Origin of the sequence: Serratia sp. SCBI, assembly GCF_000747565.1 — a bacterium.
In the GTDB taxonomy this organism is placed as follows: domain Bacteria; phylum Pseudomonadota; class Gammaproteobacteria; order Enterobacterales; family Enterobacteriaceae; genus Serratia; species Serratia ureilytica.
On record NZ_CP003424.1, the window covers coordinates 4727776 to 4751908 of the forward strand.

The 24133-nt window shown below is 61.2% G+C and carries 20 protein-coding genes; 11 read left to right on the forward strand and 9 right to left on the reverse strand.

The window, feature by feature from the left end; genetic code table 11:
- The first annotated feature begins 178 nt into the window (after positions 1-178).
- From pckA to SERRSCBI_RS22090, 3 genes are all read left to right on the forward strand, one after another.
- On the forward strand, positions 179-1798 hold the full coding sequence (pckA, locus tag SERRSCBI_RS22080) for a phosphoenolpyruvate carboxykinase (ATP) (RefSeq protein ID WP_042785501.1): 1620 nt from the start codon (positions 179-181) through the stop codon (positions 1796-1798).
- Positions 1799-1924: 126 nt separating this feature from the next.
- On the forward strand, positions 1925-2188 hold the full coding sequence (locus tag SERRSCBI_RS22085) for a plasmid stability protein (protein ID WP_004930730.1): 264 nt from the start codon (positions 1925-1927) through the stop codon (positions 2186-2188).
- Complete coding sequence (locus tag SERRSCBI_RS22090) at positions 2185-2664, forward strand: type II toxin-antitoxin system VapC family toxin (protein ID WP_042785502.1); 480 nt, start codon at positions 2185-2187, stop codon at positions 2662-2664. The genes SERRSCBI_RS22085 and SERRSCBI_RS22090 overlap by 4 nt, the downstream gene beginning before the upstream one ends.
- Positions 2665-2696: 32 nt before the next feature.
- On the opposite strand, the gene envZ is transcribed toward SERRSCBI_RS22090, so the two are convergent.
- The 4 genes from envZ to cbpA form a co-directional block, all read right to left on the reverse strand.
- Positions 2697-4067: a two-component system sensor histidine kinase EnvZ gene (gene envZ / locus SERRSCBI_RS22095; protein WP_033645286.1), complete on the reverse strand. Its 1371-nt coding sequence runs from the start codon at positions 4065-4067 to the stop codon at positions 2697-2699.
- On the reverse strand, positions 4064-4783 hold the full coding sequence (gene ompR, locus SERRSCBI_RS22100) for a two-component system response regulator OmpR (protein ID WP_004709363.1): 720 nt from the start codon (positions 4781-4783) through the stop codon (positions 4064-4066). Before ompR ends, envZ begins: the two co-directional genes overlap by 4 nt.
- A 256-nt stretch (positions 4784-5039) precedes the next feature.
- The gene (locus tag SERRSCBI_RS22105; RefSeq protein WP_121601172.1) at positions 5040-5297 is read right to left on the reverse strand and encodes a chaperone modulator CbpM; all 258 of its coding nucleotides are present in this window, start codon (positions 5295-5297) and stop codon (positions 5040-5042) included.
- Positions 5298-5351: 54 nt separating this feature from the next.
- Positions 5352-6314 carry a curved DNA-binding protein gene (gene cbpA, locus SERRSCBI_RS22110; RefSeq protein WP_033645288.1) on the reverse strand — a complete coding sequence of 321 codons (963 nt, stop codon included), beginning with the start codon at positions 6312-6314 and terminating at the stop codon, positions 5352-5354.
- A 230-nt stretch (positions 6315-6544) separates the two neighbouring features.
- Here cbpA and greB point away from each other — a divergent pair, with 230 nt between their 5' ends.
- The 5 genes from greB to SERRSCBI_RS22135 all read left to right on the forward strand — a co-directional run bounded on the left by greB (position 6545) and on the right by SERRSCBI_RS22135 (position 12962).
- Complete coding sequence (gene greB, locus SERRSCBI_RS22115; protein WP_033645289.1) at positions 6545-7018, forward strand: transcription elongation factor GreB; 474 nt, start codon at positions 6545-6547, stop codon at positions 7016-7018.
- A 157-nt stretch (positions 7019-7175) separates the two neighbouring features.
- Complete coding sequence (locus SERRSCBI_RS22120) at positions 7176-9506, forward strand: Tex family protein (RefSeq protein ID WP_042785504.1); 2331 nt, start codon at positions 7176-7178, stop codon at positions 9504-9506.
- A gap of 604 nt (positions 9507-10110) precedes the next feature.
- Positions 10111-10335, forward strand: a complete 225-nt coding sequence (gene feoA / locus SERRSCBI_RS22125) for a ferrous iron transporter A (protein ID WP_042785505.1) — start codon at positions 10111-10113, stop codon at positions 10333-10335.
- A gap of 72 nt (positions 10336-10407) precedes the next feature.
- Entirely contained in the window at positions 10408-12723 is a 2316-nt protein-coding gene (gene feoB, locus SERRSCBI_RS22130) for a Fe(2+) transporter permease subunit FeoB (RefSeq protein WP_042785506.1), read from the forward strand.
- On the forward strand, positions 12723-12962 hold the full coding sequence (locus tag SERRSCBI_RS22135; protein ID WP_004930758.1) for a FeoC-like transcriptional regulator: 240 nt from the start codon (positions 12723-12725) through the stop codon (positions 12960-12962). Before feoB ends, SERRSCBI_RS22135 begins: the two co-directional genes overlap by 1 nt.
- 43 nt (positions 12963-13005) lie before the next feature.
- On the opposite strand, the gene SERRSCBI_RS22140 is transcribed toward SERRSCBI_RS22135, so the two are convergent.
- Both SERRSCBI_RS22140 and bioH read right to left on the reverse strand, forming a co-directional pair.
- A complete protein-coding gene (locus tag SERRSCBI_RS22140; RefSeq protein WP_004930765.1) occupies positions 13006-13290 on the reverse strand; it encodes a YdgH/BhsA/McbA-like domain containing protein in 285 nt (94 codons plus the stop codon).
- 270 nt (positions 13291-13560) lie between these two features.
- Positions 13561-14331 (reverse strand): pimeloyl-ACP methyl ester esterase BioH, encoded by a 771-nt coding sequence (gene bioH, locus SERRSCBI_RS22145; RefSeq protein WP_042785508.1) that lies wholly within the window; start codon positions 14329-14331, stop codon positions 13561-13563.
- A 40-nt stretch (positions 14332-14371) separates the two neighbouring features.
- Here bioH and gntX point away from each other — a divergent pair, with 40 nt between their 5' ends.
- The gene (gene gntX, locus SERRSCBI_RS22150; protein ID WP_042785509.1) at positions 14372-15055 is read left to right on the forward strand and encodes a DNA utilization protein GntX; all 684 of its coding nucleotides are present in this window, start codon (positions 14372-14374) and stop codon (positions 15053-15055) included.
- Between the two features lie 58 nt (positions 15056-15113).
- Complete coding sequence (gene nfuA, locus SERRSCBI_RS22155) at positions 15114-15689, forward strand: Fe-S biogenesis protein NfuA (RefSeq protein WP_004930777.1); 576 nt, start codon at positions 15114-15116, stop codon at positions 15687-15689.
- Between the two features lie 69 nt (positions 15690-15758).
- Here the strand turns inward: nfuA and malQ are convergent, their stop codons facing one another.
- Complete coding sequence (gene malQ, locus SERRSCBI_RS22160; protein ID WP_042785511.1) at positions 15759-17852, reverse strand: 4-alpha-glucanotransferase; 2094 nt, start codon at positions 17850-17852, stop codon at positions 15759-15761.
- 9 nt (positions 17853-17861) lie between these two features.
- The gene (gene malP / locus SERRSCBI_RS22165) at positions 17862-20267 is read right to left on the reverse strand and encodes a maltodextrin phosphorylase (protein WP_042785512.1); all 2406 of its coding nucleotides are present in this window, start codon (positions 20265-20267) and stop codon (positions 17862-17864) included.
- Between the two features lie 460 nt (positions 20268-20727).
- On the opposite strand from malP, the gene malT reads away from it, so the two are divergent.
- The gene (gene malT, locus SERRSCBI_RS22170) at positions 20728-23442 is read left to right on the forward strand and encodes an HTH-type transcriptional regulator MalT (protein ID WP_033651750.1); all 2715 of its coding nucleotides are present in this window, start codon (positions 20728-20730) and stop codon (positions 23440-23442) included.
- A gap of 3 nt (positions 23443-23445) precedes the next feature.
- Here the strand turns inward: malT and SERRSCBI_RS22175 are convergent, their stop codons facing one another.
- Entirely contained in the window at positions 23446-24132 is a 687-nt protein-coding gene (locus SERRSCBI_RS22175; RefSeq protein ID WP_042785809.1) for an L-ribulose-5-phosphate 4-epimerase, read from the reverse strand.
- Between the last annotated feature and the right edge of the window lies 1 nt (position 24133).

The window sequence follows — 24133 nt, forward strand, 5'->3', positions numbered from 1 at the left end:
GGGCGCGCCCGGCGCCCGCCAAGCCCCGCCGTTTGCACGTTTGCTTTTTTCCGTGTGCTATCTCTCAGATCGTAACGAAATACCGCCTAAAACGTTAAATATTTGATACCCATCGCGGTTACGCACCGTTAGATCCCTACAATTGCCGCCAGAAATTCTGTGACCAAGGAGTAGTAACATGCGCGTTAAAGGTATAACCCCTCAGGATCTGGCCGCTTACGGCATTCACGACGTCAGCGAAATCGTTCACAACCCGAGCTATGAACTGCTGTTTAAGGAAGAAACAGACCCATCTCTGGAAGGTTTTGAGCGTGGGGTAGTCACCAAGCTGGGTGCCGTCTCCGTCGATACCGGCATCTTCACCGGCCGTTCGCCGAAAGACAAATACATCGTCCGTGACGACATCACCCGCGATACCGTGTGGTGGGCCGATCAGGGCAAAGGCAAAAACGACAACAAACCTCTCAGCCCGGAAGTCTGGGCCGATCTGAAACACCTGGTCACCGAGCAACTGTCCGGCAAGCGCCTGTTCGTGGTGGATACCTTCTGCGGCGCCAACGCCGACTCGCGCCTGAAAGTGCGTTTCATCACCGAGGTGGCCTGGCAGGCGCACTTCGTGAAAAACATGTTCATCCGCCCGAGCGACGAAGAGCTGGCAGACTTCGAGCCGGACTTCGTGGTGATGAACGGCGCCAAATGCACCAACCCGAACTGGCAGCAGCAAGGCCTGAACTCGGAGAACTTCGTCGCCTTCAACCTGACCGAGCGCATGCAGCTGATCGGCGGCACCTGGTATGGCGGCGAAATGAAGAAAGGCATGTTCTCGATGATGAACTACCTGCTGCCGCTGAAAGGCATCGCCTCGATGCACTGCTCGGCCAACGTGGGCGAGAAAGGCGACGTGGCGGTGTTCTTCGGCCTGTCCGGCACCGGCAAGACCACCCTCTCCACCGATCCTAAGCGTCAGCTGATCGGCGATGACGAGCACGGCTGGGACGACGACGGCGTGTTCAACTTCGAAGGCGGCTGCTACGCCAAAACCATCAAGCTGTCGCCGCAGGCGGAGCCGGAAATCTATCAGGCGATCCGCCGCGATGCGCTGCTGGAAAACGTCACCGTGTTGGCCGACGGCAGCATCGACTTCAACGACGGTTCGAAAACCGAGAATACCCGCGTTTCTTACCCGATCTACCATATCCAGAACATCGTCAAGCCGGTTTCCAAGGCGGGTCACGCCACCAAGGTGATCTTCCTGACCGCCGACGCCTTCGGCGTGCTGCCGCCGGTATCGCGCCTGACCGCCAATCAGACTCAGTACCACTTCCTGTCCGGCTTCACCGCCAAGCTGGCCGGCACCGAGCGCGGCGTGACCGAGCCGACGCCAACCTTCTCCGCCTGCTTCGGCGCCGCATTCCTGTCGCTGCACCCGACGCAGTACGCCGAAGTGCTGGTGAAACGCATGCAGGCCGCCGGCGCCCAGGCTTACCTGGTCAACACCGGCTGGAACGGCACCGGCAAACGCATCTCGATCAAAGATACGCGCGGCATCATCGACGCCATCCTGAGCGGTGAAATCGACAAGGCGGAAACCGTTACCCTGCCTATCTTCGATCTGGCGATGCCGACCGCGCTGCCTGGCGTGAACCCGGAGATCCTCGATCCACGCAACACCTACGCCAGCCTCGAGCAGTGGCAGGAAAAAGCGCAGGATCTGGCCGAGCGCTTCATCACCAACTTCGACAAATACACCGACACGCCTGCGGGCGCCGCGCTGGTCAGCGCCGGCCCGAAGCTGTAATTCGGTAGCGTTACCTCTTCAGCTAAGGCGCGGATCCCGCGCCTTTTTTTATTTCAATTGATTGCTTTTTAACCGGTGAGACGAGAGAATAAGTCAATGCAATCATTGATAGCAAAGGAGGTTTCAATGGCTACTATCACCGTCAGAAATCTGGACGACGAAATCAAAGAGCTGCTGCGTATCTCAGCGGCGAAAAACGGCCATTCCATGGAAGAGGAAGCGCGCATGATCCTGAAACAGGCGCTGGTGAAAAAGCCGCCGCGCTATGGATTGGGTACCTGGATGCATCAGCACTTCGCCGAATTCGGCGGCGTTGAGCTGGAGATCCCACCGCGTGACGCCGTGCCGCCACGCATCGTCACCTTTGATGATGAAGATGACAACGCATGATCATTATCGACACCAACGTCATTTCAGAAACGCTGCGTCCCAGCCCGTACTACAACGTCATTAACTGGTTAAATGAAAAGGACAATGACGAGCTCTATCTCAGCGCCATTGTCCTCGCCGAACTGTTCAGCGGCGTGGCCTGCATGCCTGACGACAAACGCCAGCGGGATCTCAAGCTGAAATTGGCGGACGCCATTGAATTGAAGTTCGAGGGGCAGATATTGCCGTTTGATGGGCTGTGCGCGATGCAATACGCGGAATTGACGGCAAGGAATCGGCTGTTGGGTAAAGCGATGAGCGTGCCCGATACCCAAATCGCCGCCACCTGCCTGCATTACGGCGCCGCCCTGGCCACCCGCAATACCAAAGACTTCCTCCACTGCGGCATCGAATTAATCGATCCGTGGCAGGCGCCGACCGGCCGCCGGTTGCATGAGGATGCGGCGGAATACTACGTGATGAGCAGAAAGTCCTGACGGGGCCGCAGCGGCGCGGCCCACATCAGAAGTCAGGCGGTTTCCCTGGCCGTTTGATGGCCGTTGGTCGACTCTTTTTTCTCCATCGGCAACGGAATATAAGCGCGGATCAATAGCCCGCCGCGCTCGCTGGTGCCGATATCCAGTTCGCCGTCATGCGCGTCGATAATACGCTGCACGATCGCCAGCCCCAGGCCGGTGCCGCTGGTGCTGCGCGCGCTGTCACCGCGTACGAACGGCTGCAGCAAGTGCTTCAACTCGTCCGGCTTGATGCCCGGGCCGTCATCTTCCACCTGGAACCAGCCGCGCTGCAGCTCACGGCCGCTGCTGACTTTGATCCAGCCGTTGCCGTAACGCGCCGCGTTCACCACCATATTCACCGCCGCCCGTTTAATCGACAGCGGATGCACGTTCATCATCAGCTCGCCCGGCGACAGCGCGGTTTCAATCACCCGCTCATAGCCGCTCTCGGCCGCGACCACTTCGCCTAAAATGGCGTTCAGATCGCTGCTTTCAGTCGGCATTTCCTGCCCGGTGCGCAGATAATCGATGAACTGCTCGATGATGGCGTTGCACTCTTCGATGTCTTTATTGATCGACTCGGCCAGATAGCCGTCTTCGGCGCTCATCATCTCCGTCGCCAGGCGGATGCGCGTCAACGGCGTGCGCAGGTCGTGACTGACTCCGGCCATCAGCAAAGTGCGGTCATCCGCCAGCTGTTTGACGCCCGACGCCATCTGATTGAATGCGCGAGTCACCGACCGCACTTCGGAAGCGCCATACTCGCGCAGCGGCGGCGGAATAATGCCCTTGCCCACCTGCAGAGCCGCATGTTCCAGCTCCACCAGCGGGCGGTTTTGAATACGAATAAACAGCCAGGCGCCGCCGATCGCGAGCAGCATAATCGCCAGCGTATAGCGGAACAGCGGCGAGAAATCGCCCTGGTGGATTTCCGTCAGCGGCACGCGCACCCAGATATCGGGCTGCAGCCAGGTTTTCAGCCACACCACCGGGGAGTTCTTGTTCACCTCCACCCGCACATCGGTCGGCCCGCCGAGCTGCTGCGCCATCTGCTGGCTGAGGAACTGGTAGTGCTGCGCCCAGCGCAGGCCGCTCTCCTCCGCCGCCGAGTTGGTGTAGAGAGAGATGCCCAGTTCGCGGTAGATCTCACGGCGGAACGCCGGCGGTACCTCCAGCAGCGTGCCGTCCTCCAGCTGCAGCCGATCGGTCATCAGCATACGCACTTCGTAGGCCAATACCTTGTTGAACTGCTGCAGGCTGGGCAGGATGGCGAAGTTCAGCACCACCAGATAGGTCGTCACCAGGCTGACGAACAGCAAGGTGACGATCAACAACAGGGTTCGGGCAAACGAGCTACGCGGTGAAAAGCGCAATCGCCTCATGCCTTACTGCCGTCCGGGACGAAGACGTAGCCGAGACCCCACACGGTCTGGATATAACGCGGATGCGCCGGATCTTCTTCAACCATACGGCGCAGACGAGAGATCTGCACGTCGATGGAGCGTTCCATGGCGCTGTATTCGCGGCCACGCGCCAGGTTCATCAGCTTATCGCGCGACAGCGGTTCACGCGGGTGGCTGACCAGCGCCTTCAGTACCGCGAACTCGCCGCTGGTCAACGGCATCGGCTCGTCTTCGCGGAACATCTCACGGGTGCCGAGGTTCAGTTTGAATTTGCCGAAAGCGATCACCGCTTCTTCCTGCGAAGGCGCGCCCGGCAGTTCGTTCGCCTGACGGCGCAGCACCGCGCGGATACGAGCCAACAGCTCACGCGGGTTGAACGGTTTAGGAATGTAGTCGTCGGCGCCGATTTCCAGGCCCACGATGCGATCGACCTCTTCGCCTTTCGCGGTGACCATAATGATCGGCATCGGGTTGCTCTGGCTGCGCAGGCGGCGGCAGATGGACAGGCCGTCTTCGCCCGGCAACATCAGATCGAGCACCATCAAATGGAAGGATTCACGAGTCAGCAAGCGATCCATTTGCTCAGCGTTGGCAACGCTGCGAACCTGGAAGCCCTGCTCGGTTAAATAACGTTCTAAAAGCGCGCGCAGGCGCATGTCATCATCGACAACCAGGATCTTATGATTCTCTTGCATGGTATTACTCCCAAAGGCTTTATTGCCTGACTCGAATATTGTTAGAAAACCTTGCCATTTGAGACAGCGTTTAATGGTATGTATTCTAGACGAAATTGTTACAAAGCTTATTCTTTTCCCCATTTATCAACAATTTTCAGTGAATGTCGACGGGGGTTCGTCAAAATTTCGCCCTTTATCGGCGCAATGTGGGGCGACGGCCCAATTTTGTGCAATTTCGCCACCGGGAGGCGCCCGGTGGCGTTCAGCTCTCGGGTCAGGAAGTTTGCAGGAAACGCGCCAGCTGCCTGCGCAGCTGCCGGTTCTCTTGCTGTAGCGCATCAACCCGGTCGAGCAGCGTCAGCGCCATGGCGATCCCCGGCCAGTCCAGATCCAGCTCCGCCCGCAGCCTGCGTGCGCGCTGCAGATGGCTCAGCGCCGGATAATCAAACTCCCAGCGCGGCTGCGCCGGCTCCAGAGGCACGATAACGCCCAGGCCGACGATCTCGACCAGCTCGTCCTCGGAAATCTCCACCCTCTGACACAATTCCACCACGGTGAAAGTGATCTTCTTTTTTCATCATCTGCTTTACTCCCATTCCGCGCGCGGGTTGAACGCCGCCTGTTCAGCCAGTTCCCGCCACAGGGCGCTGGCCTTCTCGTTCGGCTTCGGCGGCATCACCACCTTGAGAATAACGTACAGGTCACCGGGCTCTTTCTTGCCCGCCAGCCCTTTGCCTTTGACCCGCAGCCGTTTGCCGCTCTGGCTGCCGGCCGGCACGGTCAGCGCGATTTTGCCGGTCAGCGTCGGCACCTCAATGCTGGCGCCGAGCGCCGCTTCCCACGGAGCGAGCGGCGCCACGATGCTCAGGTTGTGGCCGTCTATCTCAAACAGCGGGTGCGGCGCGAGGCGGATAACCAGATACAGGTCGCCGTTCTGGCCGCCGCCCACGCCGGCAACGCCCTGCCCCTTGAGGCGAATGCGCTCGCCGTCGCCCACGCCGGCCGGAATTTTCACGTTCAGCGTCTTGCTGGCTTCGCTTACCTGCCGCCCCAGTTCGTCGTACACCGGCAGCTTGTAGGAAATCTCGCGGCTTTGACCATGCAGCGTTTCCTCAAGGAACAGCGGCACCTCCATCTCCAGATCCTGGCCGCGGAAGCCATGCCCGCCATGCGAGTGCGAAGCGGAACGGTGCCCGCCCGCCGCCCGCCCGCCGAACATGCTCTCGAAGAAGTCGGAGAAGTCTTGCGCGTCGGCGCCGCCGCCGTGCCATGAGGCGCTCTGCTGATAGCCGCCGTGATCGCCGCGCGCCTGGCGGCCAAAGTTCGGATCGTTGCGATGCAGCCGGATCTGATCGTACTCGGCGCGGCGCTCGTCGTCCTTCAGTACCTCATAGGCTTCGGCCAGTTCCTTGAACTTGCTCTCGGCGTCGTCTTCGGTGCTCACGTCAGGGTGATATTTACGCGCCAGCCGGCGGTAGGCCGTTTTGATGGTTTTCAGATCGGCGTTGGGCTCAACGCCCATCGTGGCGTAGTAATCTTTAAATTCCATGCGGTAATACCTTCAATGTGTTGGGTTGTGCGCCAAAATTCCTTGTCTCTCTCGCCAGATATCCTCCTTTCGTCACATTCTTTTTCCGCTATCGCTAAGCATACTCCCGATTGTTAAAAGCTGCGCAAACTGAATAAAAACCGTGCGACAAGGCGCAGGCCCGCGCGCCATTTTTAAAGCCCTCCGCATTCACGTACACTGTGGCGGTGGCCCCATAAAGATAAATCACGATGAGAACTCAACTGATAACCCGTGAAGGGTATGACAAGCTCAAACAAGAGCTGGATTACCTCTGGCGCGAAGAACGCCCCGAGGTGACCAAGAAAGTGACCTGGGCCGCCAGCCTGGGCGACAGAAGCGAAAACGCCGATTACCAATACAACAAGAAGCGGCTGCGCGAGATCGATCGCCGCGTCCGCTATCTGACCAAATGCCTGGAGCAGTTGAAGATCGTCGATTACTCCCCGCAGCAGGAAGGCAAAGTGTTCTTCGGGGCCTGGGTGGAGGTGGAGAATGACGACGGCGAGATCAAACGTTTTCGCATCGTCGGCTACGACGAGATTTTCGGCCGCAAGGATTACATCTCCATCGATGCGCCGATGGCGCGCGCCCTGCTGAAAAAAGAGGTCGGGGACGTCGCCACCGTCAATACCCCGCTGGGCGAGGCGCAGTGGTACGTTAACGAGATAAACTACCCGAAGTAAGCTTTCAGCTTTTTCCGAACCGCCGCCAACGCCGCCGCCCGAGCTGTTCTCCACGCCGCGGCCGCGCGGCGGCGGCCCGCTCCGCTGGCATTTTCCGCGATCAATCCGTATAACTGTCCCCTGTTTATTCACCGTTCTCAATACAGATACCAGACCTATGAATGACCCACTGAGCCGCATTATTGCAACAGAACTGCAGGCCCGGCCGGAGCAAGTCGACTCCGCCATCCGTCTGCTGGATGAAGGTAATACCGTGCCCTTTATTGCACGCTATCGTAAGGAAGTCACCGGGGGCCTGGACGACACCCAACTGCGCCAGCTGGAAACCCGCCTGGGTTATCTGCGTGAACTGGAAGATCGTCGTCAGACCATCCTGAAGTCGATCGATGAACAGGGCAAACTGACCGAACAACTGGCGGGGGCGATCAACGCCACGCTGAGCAAGACCGAACTCGAAGATCTCTACCTGCCGTACAAACCCAAGCGCCGCACCCGTGGCCAGATCGCCATCGAAGCCGGTCTGGAACCGCTGGCGGACACGCTGTGGCAGGATCCGCAACAGCAGCCGGAACAGCTGGCTGAACGCTACGTCGACGCCGAGAAGGGCGTGGCGGACGTGAAAGCCGCCCTCGACGGCGCGCGCTATATCCTGATGGAGCGCTTCGCCGAAGACGCCGCGCTGCTGGCCAAGGTGCGCGACTACCTGTGGAAAAACGCCCATCTGGTCTCCAAAGTGGTCGAGGGCAAGGAAGACGAAGGCGCCAAGTTCCGCGACTACTTCGATCACCACGAACCGATTTCCCAGGTGCCTTCGCACCGCGCGCTGGCGATGTTCCGCGGCCGCAACGAAGGCGTGCTGCAGCTGGCGCTGAACGCCGATCCGCAGTTTGAGGAAGCGCCGCGCGAAAGCCAGGCGGAGCTGATCATCATCAATCACCTCAATCTGCGCCTGAACAACGCTCCGGCCGACGCCTGGCGCAAGGCGGTGGTCAACTGGACCTGGCGCATCAAGGTGTTGCTGCACCTGGAAACCGAGCTGATGGGCACGGTGCGCGAACGCGCGGAGGATGAAGCGATCAACGTCTTCGCCCGCAACATGCATGATCTGTTGATGGCCGCGCCGGCCGGCATGCGCGCCACCATGGGCCTCGATCCGGGCCTGCGCACCGGGGTGAAAGTCGCCGTGGTCGACGCGACCGGCAAACTGGTGGCCACCGACACCGTCTATCCGCACACCGGGCAAGCGGCCAAAGCCGCCGCCATCGTCGCGGCGCTGTGCATCAAACACAACGTGGAGCTGGTGGCGATCGGCAACGGTACCGCTTCGCGTGAAACCGAGCGTTTCTATCTCGACCTGCAAAAGCAGTTCAGCGACGTCCGGGCGCAAAAAGTGATCGTCAGCGAAGCGGGCGCGTCGGTGTACTCCGCGTCCGAACTGGCGGCGCAGGAGTTCCCGGATCTCGACGTGTCGCTGCGCGGCGCGGTGTCCATCGCCCGTCGTCTGCAGGATCCGCTGGCGGAGCTGGTGAAGATCGACCCGAAATCCATCGGCGTCGGCCAGTATCAGCACGACGTCAGCCAGAGCCAGCTGGCGAAAAAGCTGGACTCGGTGGTGGAAGACTGCGTGAACGCCGTCGGCGTCGATCTGAACACCGCTTCGGTGCCGTTGCTGACCCGCGTGGCCGGCCTGACGCGCATGATGGCGCAGAATATCGTCAACTGGCGCGACGAGAACGGCCGCTTCAGCAACCGTGAACAGCTGCTGAAAGTCAGCCGTTTGGGGCCGAAAGCGTTCGAACAGTGCGCCGGCTTCCTGCGCATCAACCACGGCGACAACCCGCTGGATGCCTCTACCGTCCACCCGGAAGCCTACCCGGTGGTGCAGCGCATTCTGGCCGCCACCGAGCAGGCGCTGCAGGATCTGATGGGCAACGCCTCGGCGGTACGCAGCCTGAAAGCGGTCGATTTCACCGACGACAAGTTCGGCGTGCCGACGGTCACCGACATCCTGAAAGAGCTGGAGAAGCCGGGCCGCGACCCGCGTCCTGAGTTCAAAACCGCCACCTTTGCCGAAGGCGTAGAAACCCTCAACGATCTGCAGCCGGGCATGATCCTGGAAGGGTCGGTGACCAACGTCACCAATTTCGGCGCCTTCGTGGATATCGGCGTGCATCAGGATGGCCTGGTGCACATCTCCTCGCTGGCGGACAAGTTCGTCGAAGATCCGCACACCGTGGTGAAGGCCGGCGACATCGTCAAAGTGAAGGTGATGGAAGTCGATCTGCAACGCAAACGCATCGCGCTGAGCATGCGTCTGGATGAGCAACCGGGCGAAGGCTCGCCGCGCCGCGGCGGCAACGCGCCGGCACAGCGCGACAACGCCAACCGTTCGGCGCCCGCCAACAAGGCTAAACCGCGCAATGCGGCGCCGGCCGGCAACAGCGCCATGGGCGACGCGCTGGCGGCGGCTTTCGGCAAGAAACGCTAAGTCAGACCAACAGGGCGGAGCCTGCTCCGCCCTTTCCAATGAAGAAAACTTGCGGCATTTTTGACCCGCCTCAATAAACCATCATCTTTTTATTTCCCGTTCTTGTGTGACCGTCCTCCCATTATTCAGCCAGCAAAAATCCCTTCTGCAGCCGTTTATTAACAACTCCGTTAACACGTATTTTTCATTTTGCGAATTGTGAGCGAAACACAAATGGTTACCGCTCGCATTACGGCGGAATAATGTTATTGAATTGCCTTTCACCAGAAATAAAAAAGGAAAAAACGCCATCGCCATTTGCAAACGAGATAACCTGGCTACAAATACGTAACTGATTTAACTCGCCATTCTCATTTGTTCCCAAGTGCAAGCAGTGATAAAACATCGTTAATCAAGACAACGCCATTAAAAACTGCCGTCACCATAATAATTGGTTACAATACCCTTACTTTTTGTATTGAACGCGATAATGATAATTACTATTATTTTCGCTCACTTTATTGCATGACCTTATGGATGAATACCGCCGACGGCGTGGCATTTTCGCCGGCAACGTCCAATTATCATCAGCCCGATGCTCATCGGCACCCGGAAGGTTAATGACATGCAGCTTCAACCTAAACACACATATAAGATTGTCGGCTTTTCCAGCGAGATTGCGCCGGCCTACCGCCAAAAATTGTTATCGCTCGGCATGCTGCCCGGCTCTTCGTTCGACGTGGTGCGCGTCGCGCCGCTGGGCGATCCGATAGAAATTAAAACCCGCCGCGTCAGCCTGGTGCTGCGCAGGAAGGATTTGGCGCTGCTGCAGCTCGACGGCCAGCCCTGAGCCGGCGCGCCCTCCGTTTGCCGGTGCGCCTTTGCGCCGGCGCTGTTCTCCTTGAAGACGACACGCAGAACTATGAAAAAACTCACCATCGGCTTAATCGGCAACCCGAACTCCGGCAAAACCACGCTGTTCAACCAACTGACCGGCGCGCGCCAGCGGGTCGGCAACTGGGCGGGCGTGACGGTCGAACGCAAGGAAGGCCATTTCACCACCCCGCAGTCCGACGTGCGGCTGGTCGATTTGCCCGGCACCTACTCCCTGACCACCATTTCGGAGCAGACGTCGCTCGATGAGCAGATCGCCTGCCACTACATTTTGAGCGGCGACGCCGATCTGCTGATCAACGTGGTGGATGCCTCCAACCTGGAACGCAACCTCTACCTGACGCTGCAGCTGCTGGAGCTGGGCATTCCCTGCATCGTGGCGCTCAACATGCTCGACATCGCCAAAAGCCAGCATATCGATATCGACGTCGCCGCGCTGTCGGCGCGCCTCGGTTGCCCGGTAGTGCCGATGGTCTCCACCCGCGCCGACGGCATCGGCGTGCTGAAACAAATGATCGACAATCATCGCATCAACGAACAGCAGGCGCTGGTGAACTACCCGCCGCTGCTGCTGAAAGAGGTCGCCACGCTGAGCGACGCCATGCCGCAAACGCTGCCGGCGGCGCAGCGCCGCTGGCTGGCGCTGCAGATGCTGGAGGGCGACATCTACAGCCATCGCCTGGCCGGCCCCGCCGTGGCGCGGCTGCCAGCGGCCATTCAGGCGCTGCAACAGCAGCAGCAGGAGGACCCGGCGCTGGTGATCGCCGACGCGCGCTACCAGTCCATCGCCGCCCTGTGCGACGCGGTCAGCAACTCGCAGCAGGCGATGCCCAACCGCCTGACCGACATACTGGATAAAGTGATCCTCAACCGCTGGCTGGGCGTACCGATCTTCCTGCTGGTGATGTACCTGATGTTCCTGCTGGCGATCAATATCGGCGGCGCGCTGCAGCCGATCTTCGATATCGGCTCGGCGGCGATCTTCATTCAGGGCATTCAGTGGCTGGGTTACACCCTGCACTTCCCCGACTGGCTGACCGTCTTCCTGGCGCAGGGCGTCGGCGGCGGCATCAACACCGTGCTGCCGCTGGTGCCGCAGATCGGCATGATGTACCTGTTCCTGTCGTTCCTGGAAGACTCCGGCTACATGGCGCGCGCGGCGTTCGTGATGGACCGCCTGATGCAGGCGCTCGGGCTGCCGGGCAAATCCTTCGTGCCGCTGATCGTCGGCTTCGGCTGCAACGTGCCGTCCATCATGGGCGCCCGTACGCTGGACGCCCAACGCGAACGCCTGATCACCATCATGATGGCGCCGTTCATGTCCTGCGGCGCCCGTCTGGCAATCTTCGCGGTATTCGCCGCCGCGTTCTTCGGCCAGGACGGCGCCGGCGTGGTGTTCTCGCTGTATATGCTCGGCATCGCGGTGGCGATCCTAACCGGCCTGGTGCTGAAATACACCCTCATGCGCGGCGAAGCCTCGCCGTTCGTGATGGAGCTGCCGGTCTACCACGTGCCGCACCTGAAAAGCCTGCTGCTGCAAACCTGGCAGCGGCTGAAAGGCTTCGTGTTGCGCGCCGGCAAGGTGATCGTGGTCGCCAGCATGTTCATCGGCGGCCTGAACAGCTTCTCGTTCAGCGGCAAGACGGTCGACAACATCAACGACTCCGCGCTGGCTTCGGTCTCCAAGGTGCTGACGCCGCTGCTCCAGCCTATGGGCGTCCACAGCGATAACTGGCAGGCCACCGTCGGCCTGGTGACCGGCGCGATGGCGAAAGAAGTGGTGGTCGGCACGCTGAACACGCTGTACACCGCCGAGCACATCAATAAAGAGGCGTTCGACGCCGCCAACTTCAACCTGCTCGACGAGCTGGGCGGCGCGCTGCAGGAAACCTGGGACGGGCTGAAAAACACCTTCAGCCTGAGCGTGCTCTCCAACCCGATCGAAGCCAGCAAGGGCGACGGCGAGATGGGCGTCGGCTCGATGGGCGTGATGAGCAGCAAATTCGGCTCCGGCATCTCCGCCTACAGCTACCTGATCTTCGTGTTGCTGTACGTGCCTTGCGTCTCGGTGATGGGCGCCATCGCCCGTGAATCGAGCCGCGGCTGGATGACCTTCTCAATCCTGTGGGGGCTGAACGTCGCCTACTCGCTGGCGACGCTGTTCTATCAGGCGGCCACCTTCAACCAACATCCGCAGTACAGCCTGACGGCGATCCTGGCGGTGGTGCTGGTAAACCTGCTGGTGCTGTTCGGCCTGCGCCGGGCGCGCAGCCGCGTCACGGTTCGCCTGGGCAACGCCACGCCGGCGGCCTGCTGTCAGGGCGCCAAAGGGAGCTGCCACTGATGGCCGGGCTGCTGCAGGTGCGCGATGCGTTGGCGCTGCGCGGCAGCGCTCAGGCGCAGCAGCTCAGCCAATCGCTGGCGACGCCGCTGCCGCTGGTGCAGGCGATGCTGGACCGTTTGACGGCGATGGGGAAAGTGGAACGCATCGAACAGGATGACGGCGCCTGTCTGAGCGGCGGCTGCAAAAGCTGCCCGCAGGGCCAGGGGTGCAGCACGGTGTTCTACCGGCTGAAGGCCTGACGTTCAGGGGCGCCGCTGCGGGCGCCCCCTTGCCGTTCAAGGCTTATTGCTTGTCTTTGTAAACTTCGGCGATGGCGCTGAATTTACCGTGTTCGCGGCCCGCCAGGATCACGTAGTATTGACCGCCCTTTTCGTCCGCCAGTTTGGACAGCTCTTCCTTGGCATCCATCGGCGACGTGGTTTCCGCCGTGGTGGTCACGGTGCCGATCTTCTCGTATTTACCCGGATTCTTATCCAGATCTTCCTTGGTCAGCAGGGTTGCCGCCATGGAGCCGAAAGACACCGAACCCAGCACTGCCGCTGCAATAATCATCTTCAATGATTTCATGACACTAACCTCTCAATGGATAATTTATCTGTTATGAAAGCCGTCCAGGATCCATGCGTAGTACTGCAGGCTGCCGCGACATCCTCAGGCCTCGTTGCTTTCCCTGACGGGGCCTGTTTCCCAGAGACGAAACGCCAAAATGAAAATCGCCGCACGCGGTCTTTTCATTTTGCAGCCAACGCATTGACTCACTAAGTATTGAACAGCTTTGTCTTTTATCCACCCGGCAGCGTTTTTTTTCGCGCTCTATCGTGCGTTTTCACGCTGCATTCAATGTGCTGCAATAAACGCTTCGATCATCGTCACAAATTCATCGGGATGAGAGATAAACGGCGCATGGGCGGCTTTAGCCACGATCTGCGACGTGGAGTTCGGCCAGGCGGCGTCGAGCAGCTCGGCGACCTTGCGCGGCACCAGCCCGTCCAGATAGCCGTAGATCCGCAGCAGCGGCAGATTCAACTCCGCCAGCGGCGCGCGCAGATCGGCGGTGCGCAGGATCTCCAACCCGCCGTTCAGTACTTCGACGCTCGGCGTCGGTTGGTTGAGCACCACCGCTTTCAGCTGGCGCGCATCCTGACGCGCGCTCTCGGTGCCCAGCGTCTGCAGCGCCAGAAAACGCTCGACGGTGCGCTGGAAATCCAGGCTTAGCTGGTGCTGGAAACCGCTCAGCACGTCCGGACGGATCCCCGGCCACTCATCGCGGGCGGCAAAGCACGGCGAGGAGGCTACGGTGATAAGCCCGCTGACCCGCTGCGGCTGCATCAGCGCCGCCTGGCTGGCCACCAGCCCGCCGAGCGACCAGCCGAGCCACCAGGCCTGCGGCGGGGCGGCCGCCAGCACGATTTCCGTCATCTGCGCCAGCGACAGGGCGCCGAACCCCTGGCTACGGCCGTACCCCGGCAGATCGACCAGGTGCAGGCGAAAATGCGGCGTCAGCCGCGCCTGAATGCAACTCCACACTTCGGCGTTCAATCCCCAGCCGTGCAGCAGCACAAGATCGCGTTCACCTTCACCTATTGTTTGCCAGTACAGCGCTGTCATTGGTTATTGTCCTTTCATGCTTACCCGTCTCGGAGACACTATGCTATCAATCCGCAGCCGCTGTTGGCTATGCCGACAGCCATTGAGCCTGATGCGTCATGGCCTCTGCAGCTGCTGCCTGCGTCACCTGCCGGCCAGACCGCCGTGTTGCCCGCGCTGCGGGCTGCCCGCCGGGGAGACGCGCACGCCCTGCGGCCGCTGCCTGCAACGGCCACCGCCCTGGCAACGGCTGGTGTTCGTCGGCGACTACGTGACGCCGCTCAGCGGCTTGGTAAAAAGGTTCAAGTTCCACCGCGCGCCCGAGCTGGCGCCGGCGCTGGCGCGCCTGATGCTGTTGCGCTGGCAGCAGGCGCGCAGAGAGCAGTATCTGAACAGACCTGACCTGATTTTGGCGGTACCCTTGCATGCAACACGCTGCTGGCGCCGTGGCTATAACCAGAGCGATCTGCTGGCCCGGCCGCTGGCGCACTGGCTGGGCTGCGCCTACCGGCCCGCCGCCTTGCGCCGGGTGCGCAAAACCGCTCTGCAACAGCGGCTGAGCGCCTCTGCCCGCAGACGCAATCTGCAGCGCGCGTTCGCCTGTACCGTGCCGGTCGCCGGCCGGCATATCGCCCTGGTGGATGACGTGGTGACCACCGGCAGCACCGTCGCGGCGATCGCGGCGCTGCTGCGGCGGCAAGGCGCCGCCTCGGTGCAGATATGGTGCGTTTGCCGCACGTTGTAGTGCCACGGCAATGGGCGTATTATAACCGACTATAGAAGTCAACTATTGAGCTAATGCTATGATCCGTATAACAGATGCTGCACAGGAACACTTTGCCAAACTGCTGGCAAATCAAGAAGAAGGCACCCAAATCCGCGTATTCGTGATCAACCCGGGCACGCCGACGGCCGAATGCGGTGTCTCTTATTGCCCGCCGGACGCGGTAGAAGCGACGGATACCGAACTGAAGTTCGACAAACTGTCCGCCTATGTCGATGAACTGAGCGCGCCGTATCTGGAAGACGCCGAAATCGACTTCGTGACCGACCAGTTGGGTTCTCAGCTGACGCTGAAGGCGCCGAACGCCAAGATGCGCAAGGTCGATGACGACGCGCCGCTGATGGAACGCGTGGAATACGTGCTGCAGTCGCAGATCAACCCACAGCTGGCGGGCCACGGCGGACGCGTAACGCTGATGGAGATCACCGACGACAACATGGCTATTCTGCAGTTCGGCGGCGGTTGCAACGGCTGTTCGATGGTCGACGTCACGCTGAAAGAAGGCATCGAGAAAGAGCTGCTGCAGAAGTTCCCGGAGCTGAAGGGCGTGCGTGATTTGACCGAGCACCAGCGCGGCGAGCACTCCTACTATTGATACCCGGCGTTCGCGCCACGGTAGATAACACAATGCCGGAAGGGGGAACCCGTTCCGGCATTGTCGTTTTCAGCCCACCGACACCTTGCGTCGGCGCTTGTCCAAATCCTTCAGCAGCCGGTTTATCCGCGGGTCGGCGAACATCTCCTCCAACGTCCGGGTCAGCTTGCGCCGCCAGTTAGGGTACTGATCGCTGGTGCCGGGGATGTTGACCGGATCGGCCATGTCCAGCCAGTCTTCCGGCTGCAGGCCAAGCAAGGCGCTGGCGCTATCGGCGACATAACGCTGCAGGCCGCGGTTGAGCAGCGGGCTCATGCCGAGCAGCGCCGCCTTCTTGCCCACCTTCTGCGGCACGCAGCCATAACGATGCAATCCATCCAGCAGCCCCTGCTTGGCGCGTTCCCGATCGGCGAACAGCGCCCGCAGGATTTCCGCGTCCGGGTAGAGACCCAGCCGGTTGCCGAGCGTCAGATCGTCGCTTTGCCAGTAGCCGCGCAGCGTCGGCAGATCGTGGGTGGTGATGGTCGCCATCGCCTGCACCGGATAGGCCTGCGGCGCGCGGAAATGGTGTTCGCCGTCGCTTTCGAAATAGAGCACTTTGTAGGAATAGACGCCGCTGTCGCGCAGCTTGCCGACGATTTCCACCGGCACCGTACCGAGATCCTCGCCGATCACCATGCAGCGATGGCGCTGGCTTTCCAGCGCCAGCACCGCCAGCAGATCGTCCACCGGGTATTTGACGTAGGCGCCGCGATCGGCGGTTTCGCCATACGGGATCCACCACAGCCGCAGCAGCGCCATGACGTGATCGATACGCAGCGCGCCGCAGCTGGTCATGTTGGCGCGCAAAAGATCAATGAACGGCTGATACCCGCGCGCCGCCATCACGTGCGGATCCATCGGCGGCAGGCCCCAGTTTTGCCCCAGCGGGCCCAGAATATCCGGCGGCGCCCCGACCGACGCTTTCAGGCAGTACAGCTCGCGGTCACACCAGGTTTCCGCCCCGCCTTCCGCCACCCCGACCGCCAGATCGCGATACAGGCCGATCGGCATCTGCTGCTGCCTGCTCTGGTCAAAACACTGCGCGAATTGGGTGGCCGCCAGCCACTGCAGCCACAGGTAAAAACGAACCGTTTCCTGGTGTTCAGCGCAGAACTGCCGCACCGCTTCGCTATCCCCCTGCCGATAACGTTCGGGCCAGGCCGGCCAGCCCCACTGGCTGATGTCATCCGCCGCCAAATGGGCATGCAGCGCGTCGAAGGCCGCCTGCCGGTACAGGCTGTCGCCGCCGTCCGTCACGAATTGCTCGAACGCCTGACGCTGCGCGTCGTTTGGCTTGCGCGCCTGAAATACCGGAAACGCCAGCTTCAGCGCCGCCAGTTTCAGCTGCATCACGGTGGTGTAATCCACCCACTCCGCAGCGCGCGCTTTGGCGAGCTGTTTCTGCGTCGCCGGCTTCTGCCACCAGCGCTGCGCCGCGTCGCTGCGCTGGAAATCCTCCACCGCGTTGACGTCGATATACGCCAGGTTCAGCCAGCGGCGCGACGAGGGGCTGTATGGGCTGGCGCTCTCCGGGTTGGCGGGGTACAGCGCATGGATCGGGTTGAGGCCGACGAAAGCGCCGCCGCGTTCCCCCACCTCTTCCACCATCAGGCGCAGATCGCCGAAATCGCCGATGCCCCAGTTGCGATCGGAGCGCAGCGTGTACAGCTGAACGCAGGCGCCCCACAGCTTTTTGCCGGTCAACAAGGCGTCCGGCTCGAAGCAGCGCCTCGGCGCGACGATCACTCGGCATGACCACTGCCGTGCGCCCTGGCTCAACGTCAATTGGTGGTAACCCGCCGGCAGCTCGCCGGGCAGCGTCAGGGTCTTGCGCGCGCCGACGCGCCCCTGCAGGCATTCGCCGTCTTCACGCTGCAGCGCCCACAGGTATTCGCCTTCGCCCGTCGGCGTCAGCGCCAACGGCGCGCCCTGATAGAACACCTTGACCGCCGGTAACGGCGGCGGCGCGGTATCCTGCACCGCATCATCGGCCCACTTCATGGCCGCCAGCAGCTTGCGCTTGGTCTGCGGCTCAATCGCCTGCCGTTTGCCGTGAGCATTGATGAAATCGGCAGCGATCCCCGCCTGCGCTGCCGCCTGATCGATACGCTTGCGATCCATTCGCTCTCCTTAACGTTTGGCTTGCCAGATGCGCTGCTGGTAATCGCGGATCGAGCGATCCGAGCTGAACATGCCGACGCGCGCGGTGTTAAGGATAGTCCGCCGCGTCCACTCGTCCCGATCGCGATACAGCTCATCGACCCGGCGCTGCGCCTGGCAGTACGAGGCAAAGTCCGCCAGCACCAGATAGGGATCGCCGCCTTCCAGCAGGCTGTGCAGCATCATGTCGAACGCGTGCTTGTCACCGTGGCTGAACGCGCCGCTCGCCAGTTCATCCAAAATCGCCTTCAGGTGCTTGTCCTTCTTGCGGTAGCTGAGCGGATCGTAGCCCTTCGCCACTATCGCCTTCACCTGCTCCACGGTATTGCCGAAGATAAAGATGTTGTCTTCGCCCACCTGCTCGGCGATTTCGACGTTGGCGCCGTCCAGCGTGCCGACCGTCAGCGCGCCGTTCAGCGCCAGTTTCATGTTGCCGGTGCCGGAGGCCTCTTTACCGGCGGTGGAGATCTGCTCGGAGATATCCGCCGCCGGGATCATCAGTTCGGCCACCGAGACGCGGTAGTCCGGAATAAACGCCACTTTCAGGCGATCTTTCACCAGCGGATCGTGATTGATCTTCTCGGCCGCCTGATTGATGGCGTAGATGATGTTCTTCGCCAGGTAGTAGCCCGGCGCCGCCTTGGCGCCGAACAGGAACACGCGCGGCACGATGTCCAGATTCGGGTTGTCGCGCAGCTGGCGATACAGCGACAGGATGTGCAGCAGATTCAGGTGCTGGCGTTTATACTCGTGCAAGCGTTTGATCTGCACGTCGAAGATCGCGTCCGGATCGAGCGTCAGCCCCATCACGCCGTGCACGTAATGAGCCAGCGCCACCTTGTTGTCGCGTTTGATCTGCTGATAACGCTGGCGGAACGCCGCGTCGTCGGCGAATTTCTCCAGCCCGCGCAGCGCGTCGAGATCGCTCGCCCACTCCACCTTCAGCGTCTCGTCGATCAGGCCCGACAGCGCCGGATTGCACTGTTTCAGCCAGCGGCGCGGCGTGATGCCGTTGGTGACGTTATGGAATTTGTTCGGCCACAGCTGGTGATATTCCGGGAACAGATCCTTCACCACCAGATCCGAATGCAGCTGCGCCACGCCGTTAACCGCAAAGCCGCTGACCACGCACAGGTTGGCCATGCGCACCTGCTTGTCGTGGTGCACCGCCAGCTTGGCCCACACCGCCTCGTCGCCCGGCCAGTGCTTATCCACCAATTTTTTAAACCTGGCGTTGATCTGTTTGATGATGGAGAAATGGCGCGGCAGCAGGCTGCGCACCAATTTTTCATCCCAGCATTCCAGCGCTTCCGGCATCAGGGTGTGGTTGGTATAGGCGAAGGTGTTGCTGGTGATCGCCCAGGCCGCCTCCCACTCCAGCTGATGCTCGTCCAGCAGAATGCGCAGCATTTCCGGAATGGCGATGGTCGGGTGGGTGTCGTTCAGCTGGATCACTTCATACTTCGGCAGTTCTTCAATCTTGCGGCCGGCCTGATGGTGCTTGCGCAAAATGTCCGCCACCGAGCAGGCGCACTGGAAATACTGCTGCATCAGGCGCAGGCGTTTGCCGGCCTGATGGTTGTCGTTCGGGTAAAGCACCTTGGTCAGCTTGTCGGCTTCTACGCCCTGCTTCTCAGCCTGCAGGAATTTGCCGTCGTTGAAATCGCCCAGGTTGAACGGATGCTGATGGGTCGCCTGCCACAGACGCAGCGGCTGCGCCACGCCGTTGCGATACCCCAGCACCGGCAGATCCCAGGCTTCGCCGCGCAGGGTGAAGGCCGGGCGCCACAGTTCGCGGCCGTCGGCCTGCTTTTCCAGCTTGCCGCCGATGCCCACGTCCACCGCCAACGCGGCGTTGTGGCGAAACCACGGATAGCTCTCGCGTTGCCAGTTATCCGGCGCCTCTTGCTGTTGCCCACCCTGGAACGACTGGCGGAACAGCCCGTACTGGTAGTTCAGCCCATAGCCGGTGGCCGGTTGTTCCACCGTCGCCATCGAGTCGAGGAAACAGGCCGCCAAACGCCCCAGCCCGCCGTTGCCCAACGCCGGATCGGTTTCCTGCTCGAGCAGATCCGCCAGCTTGACGTTCTGCTCGGCCAGCGCCTGCTCGACGGTGTCGTACCAGCCCAGGTTGATCAGGTTGTTCGCCGTCAACCGGCCAATCAAAAACTCCATCGAGATGTAGTTCACGTGACGCAGCGGTTTGGCGCTTTTGCGCGGCGCCGGCTGTGCGGCCAGTTGCTCGGCCAGCGCCGCACTGACGGCTTCCCACCATTGATGTTGCGTCATTTGCTGCGCGGAACTGAGGCCGAACCGTTGCCACTGACGGGCGAGCGCCGCCAGAAAAGCATCCTTCTTGAGCGTAGGCTGTGACATAAGGAAAACTCTCTATCCAGTAAGTGGGTCAAATTGCCGCTATCGTGCCGGTGAGAAAGCCTGACGGCATCATCCCGCCTGGGGATTAGCTGGGGAGGAGGATTGGGGCGTAGCTGGAATTGTGATCTCAGGCACTTTTTGACTCCCTTGCAACGATGCAAAAAAGCCCGCCAACGCGTGCGGCGAGCACTGAGAACGTTAACCATGACGTTAGCACAAGTATTCGCGCTGCTGAAGTTTTGTCCATGGCCGGAAATGCGATCCGCAACCGCATCGCCGTACTCCGACACCAAACGTAAAAAAGTGTGATCGATAGCAACTTAACTCCAAGCCGATGCGGAAGCTTGTTGCAATACGTTTAGGGTTGGCAGAAGTTAGGGGGAGCTATTAATTACGAACCATAAAATAATTAGCGCCACTCCAATCCCGGCGGGAACCGCGATTTATATCCTGGAATACTATGCTGATCCCATCAAAACTGAGCCGCCCGGTACGGCTGCAAAATACCGTGATCCGCGATCGCCTGCTGGCCAAACTGGCCAGCGCGGGCAACTATCGTCTGACACTGGTCAATTGCCCGGCGGGATACGGGAAAACCACGCTGATCGCCCAATGGGCGGCCGGCAAGGCCGATCTGGGCTGGTATTCCCTGGATGAGAGCGACAACCAGCCGGAGCGTTTCGCCAGTTACCTGATCGCGGCGCTGCAGCAGGCCAGCGGCGGCCGCTGCGTCAAGAGCGAGGCGCTGAGCCAGAAGCACCAGTACGCCAGCCTGTCGGCGCTGTTCGCCCAGCTGTTTATCGAGCTGGCCGACTGGCATCAGCCACTGTACCTGGTGATCGACGACTATCACCTGATCACCAACGACGCCATTCACGAAGCCATGCGCTTTTTCCTGCGCCATCAGCCGGAAAACCTGACGCTGATCCTGCTCTCGCGCACCCTGCCGCCGCTCGGCATCGCCAACCTGCGGGTGCGCGATCAGCTGCTGGAAATGGGCACGCAGCAGCTGGCATTCACCCATCAGGAAGCCAAACAGTTCTTCGATTGCCGCCTGGCGGCACCGATGGAACAGCAGGACAGCAGCCGCCTGTGCGACGAAGTCGAAGGCTGGGCCACCGCGCTGCAGCTGATCGCGCTGTCGGCCCGCCAATCCGCCTCCTCGGCCCAACTGTCGGCCAAGCGGCTGGCGGGGCTGAACGCCAGCCATCTGTCCGACTATCTGGTGGACGAAGTGCTGGATCACGTCGATGCCGATGCGCGCGCCTTCCTGCTGCGCTGTTCGGTGCTGCGCTCAATGAACGATGCGCTGATCGTGCGGCTGACCGGCGAAGACAACGGCCAGCAGCGGCTGGAGGAGCTGGAGCGCCAGGGGCTGTTTATCCACCGCATGGACGACACCGGCGAATGGTTCAACTTCCACCCGCTGTTCGCCTCTTTCCTGCGCCAGCGTTGCCAGTGGGAACTGGCGCTGGAGCTGCCGGGGTTGCACCGCGCCGCCGCCGAAGGCTGGCTGGCGCTGGGGTATCCGGCGGAGGCCATTCACCACGCGCTGGCGGCCAGCGACGTCAGCATGCTGCGCGATATCCTGCTGCAACACGCCTGGTCGCTGTTCCACCACAGCGAACTGGCCTTGCTGGAGGAGTGCCTCAACGCGCTGCCGTATGAGCGCCTGATCCAAAACCCCAAGCTGGCGCTGCTGCAGGCCTGGCTGGCGCAGAGCCAGCACCGCTACAGCGAGGTCAACACCCTGCTGGAGCGCGCCGAGCGCACCATGCGCGAACAGAAAATCGAGATAGACCAAACGCTGCACGCCGAGTTCGACGCCTTGCGCGCCCAAGTGGCGATCAACGCCGGCAAACCGGAAGAAGCCGAGCGGCTGGCGACCGAAGCGTTGAAGTTCCTGCCGCTGTCCAGCTACTACAGCCGCATCGTCGCCACCTCGGTGACCGGCGAAGTGCACCACTGCAAGGGCGAACTGGCGCGCGCGCTGCCGATGATGCAGCAGACCGAGCAGATGGCGCGTCGTCATCAGGCCAACCATTACGCGCTCTGGGCGCTGCTGCAGCAGAGCGAAATCCTTATCGCCCAAGGCTTCCTGCAGGCCGCTTACGAAACCCAGGATAAGGCGTTCGAACTGATCCGCGAGCAGCACCTGGAACAGCTGCCGATGCACGAATTTCTGCTGCGCATCCGCGCCCAGATCCTGTGGTCATGGTCGCGCTTGGACGAAGCGGAAGACGCGGCGCGCGCCGGGCTGAAAATTCTGGCCAACTACCAACCGCAGCAGCAGCTGCAGTGCATCGCCATGTTGGCCAAATGCTCGCTGGCGCGCGGCGATCTGGACAACGCCAATACCCATCTGCAGCGCTGCGAAACCCTGCTGCACGGCGCCCACTATCATCGCGACTGGCTGACCAACACCGACAAGTCGCGGGTGATCCACTGGCAGATGACCGGCGATACCGCCGCCGCCGCCCAGTGGCTGCGCCACACCGAAAAGCCCGGCATGGCGGACAACCACTTCACGCAGGGCCAATGGCGCAACATCGCGCGAGTGCAGATCCTGCTCGGCCAGTATGAAGAGGCCGGCGTGGTGCTGGATGAACTGAACGAAAATGCCCGCCGCCTGCGGCTGGTGAGCGATCTCAACCGCAATCTGCTGCTCAGCAACCAGCTCTACTGGCTGCAAGAGCGCAAGGGCGAAGCGCAGCAGGCGCTGATCGAAGCGCTGTCGCTGGCCAACCGCACCGGCTTTATCAGCCACTTCGTCATCGAAGGCGAAGCGATGGCGCAGCAGCTGCGCCAGCTGATCCAGCTCAACACGCTGCCGGAGCTGGAACAGCATCGCGCCCAGCGCATCCTGCGCGACATCAACCAGCATCATCGGCACAAATTCGCGCATTTCGACGAGAACTTCGTCGATAAGCTGCTGACCCATCCGCAGGTGCCGGAACTGATCCGCACCAGTCCGTTGACCCAACGCGAATGGCAGGTGCTGGGGCTGATCTATTCCGGTTACAGCAACGACCAGATCGCCGGTGAGTTGGATGTAGCGGCCACCACCATCAAGACCCATATCCGCAATCTATACCAGAAGCTGGGCGTGGCCCATCGCCAGGAAGCGGTGCAGCAAGCGCAGCAGCTGCTGAAGATGATGGGGTACGGCGCCTGATAGTCAGCGCTGGCCGTAATAAGCGCCGACGCCATGTTTGCGGCTGAAATGTTTCGCCGACAGGTGTTCATCGATCCGGCGCAGGCCGGGGTTAATGCCCCGGCTGATCCACGCCATCTTAGCCACCTCCTCGAGCACCACCGCGTTATGCACCGCCTCATCCGGCGAGCAGCCCCAACTAAACGGGCCATGCTGATACGCCAGAATGCCGGGAATGTGCAACGGCTCGCGCCCGCACAGGGTTTCGATAATCACCTGCCCGGTGTTCAATTCATATTCCCCCGCCACCTCTTCCGCCGTCAGCGCGCGGGTGCAAGGAATGTCGCCGGAAAAATAGTCGGCATGGGTGGTGCCAAACGCCGGTATCGCCTCACCCGCCTGGGCCCAGGCGGTGGCGTGAGTGGAGTGCGTATGCACGACGCCGCCGAGTTGTGGGAATGCCCGGTACAGCGCCAGATGCGTCGGCGTATCGGATGAAGGCCGCAGTTGCCCCTCAACAACCTCCCCTCGCGCATTCACCACCACCATATCTTCCGCCCGCATCGTTTCATAAGGCACGCCGCTGGGTTTTATCACCATCAGATCGCTGGCCCGATCGATGCCGCTGACATTGCCCCAGGTATAGGTCACCAGCCCGTGCTCAGGCAGCGCCATATTGGCTTTGTAGACCTGCCATTTCAGTTGTTCCAGC

Bases quoted from the DNA above. Each gene is read 5' to 3' on its own strand.
- SERRSCBI_RS22090 (WP_042785502.1), top strand. From the start codon at position 2,185: ATGATCATTATCGACACCAACGTCATTTCAGAAACGCTGCGTCCCAGC.
- SERRSCBI_RS22140 (WP_004930765.1), bottom strand. From the start codon at position 13,290: ATGAAATCATTGAAGATGATTATTGCAGCGGCAGTGCTGGGTTCGGTG.
- malQ (WP_042785511.1), bottom strand. From the start codon at position 17,852: ATGGATCGCAAGCGTATCGATCAGGCGGCAGCGCAGGCGGGGATCGCT.
- SERRSCBI_RS22085 (WP_004930730.1), top strand. From the start codon at position 1,925: ATGGCTACTATCACCGTCAGAAATCTGGACGACGAAATCAAAGAGCTG.
- malT (WP_033651750.1), top strand. From the start codon at position 20,728: ATGCTGATCCCATCAAAACTGAGCCGCCCGGTACGGCTGCAAAATACC.
- bioH (WP_042785508.1), bottom strand. From the start codon at position 14,331: ATGACAGCGCTGTACTGGCAAACAATAGGTGAAGGTGAACGCGATCTT.
- feoB (WP_042785506.1), top strand. From the start codon at position 10,408: ATGAAAAAACTCACCATCGGCTTAATCGGCAACCCGAACTCCGGCAAA.
- feoA (WP_042785505.1), top strand. From the start codon at position 10,111: ATGCAGCTTCAACCTAAACACACATATAAGATTGTCGGCTTTTCCAGC.
- SERRSCBI_RS22120 (WP_042785504.1), top strand. From the start codon at position 7,176: ATGAATGACCCACTGAGCCGCATTATTGCAACAGAACTGCAGGCCCGG.
- pckA (WP_042785501.1), top strand. From the start codon at position 179: ATGCGCGTTAAAGGTATAACCCCTCAGGATCTGGCCGCTTACGGCATT.
- envZ (WP_033645286.1), bottom strand. From the start codon at position 4,067: ATGAGGCGATTGCGCTTTTCACCGCGTAGCTCGTTTGCCCGAACCCTG.
- ompR (WP_004709363.1), bottom strand. From the start codon at position 4,783: ATGCAAGAGAATCATAAGATCCTGGTTGTCGATGATGACATGCGCCTG.
- malP (WP_042785512.1), bottom strand. From the start codon at position 20,267: ATGTCACAGCCTACGCTCAAGAAGGATGCTTTTCTGGCGGCGCTCGCC.
- SERRSCBI_RS22135 (WP_004930758.1), top strand. From the start codon at position 12,723: ATGGCCGGGCTGCTGCAGGTGCGCGATGCGTTGGCGCTGCGCGGCAGC.
- cbpA (WP_033645288.1), bottom strand. From the start codon at position 6,314: ATGGAATTTAAAGATTACTACGCCACGATGGGCGTTGAGCCCAACGCC.
- nfuA (WP_004930777.1), top strand. From the start codon at position 15,114: ATGATCCGTATAACAGATGCTGCACAGGAACACTTTGCCAAACTGCTG.
- gntX (WP_042785509.1), top strand. From the start codon at position 14,372: ATGCTATCAATCCGCAGCCGCTGTTGGCTATGCCGACAGCCATTGAGC.
- greB (WP_033645289.1), top strand. From the start codon at position 6,545: ATGAGAACTCAACTGATAACCCGTGAAGGGTATGACAAGCTCAAACAA.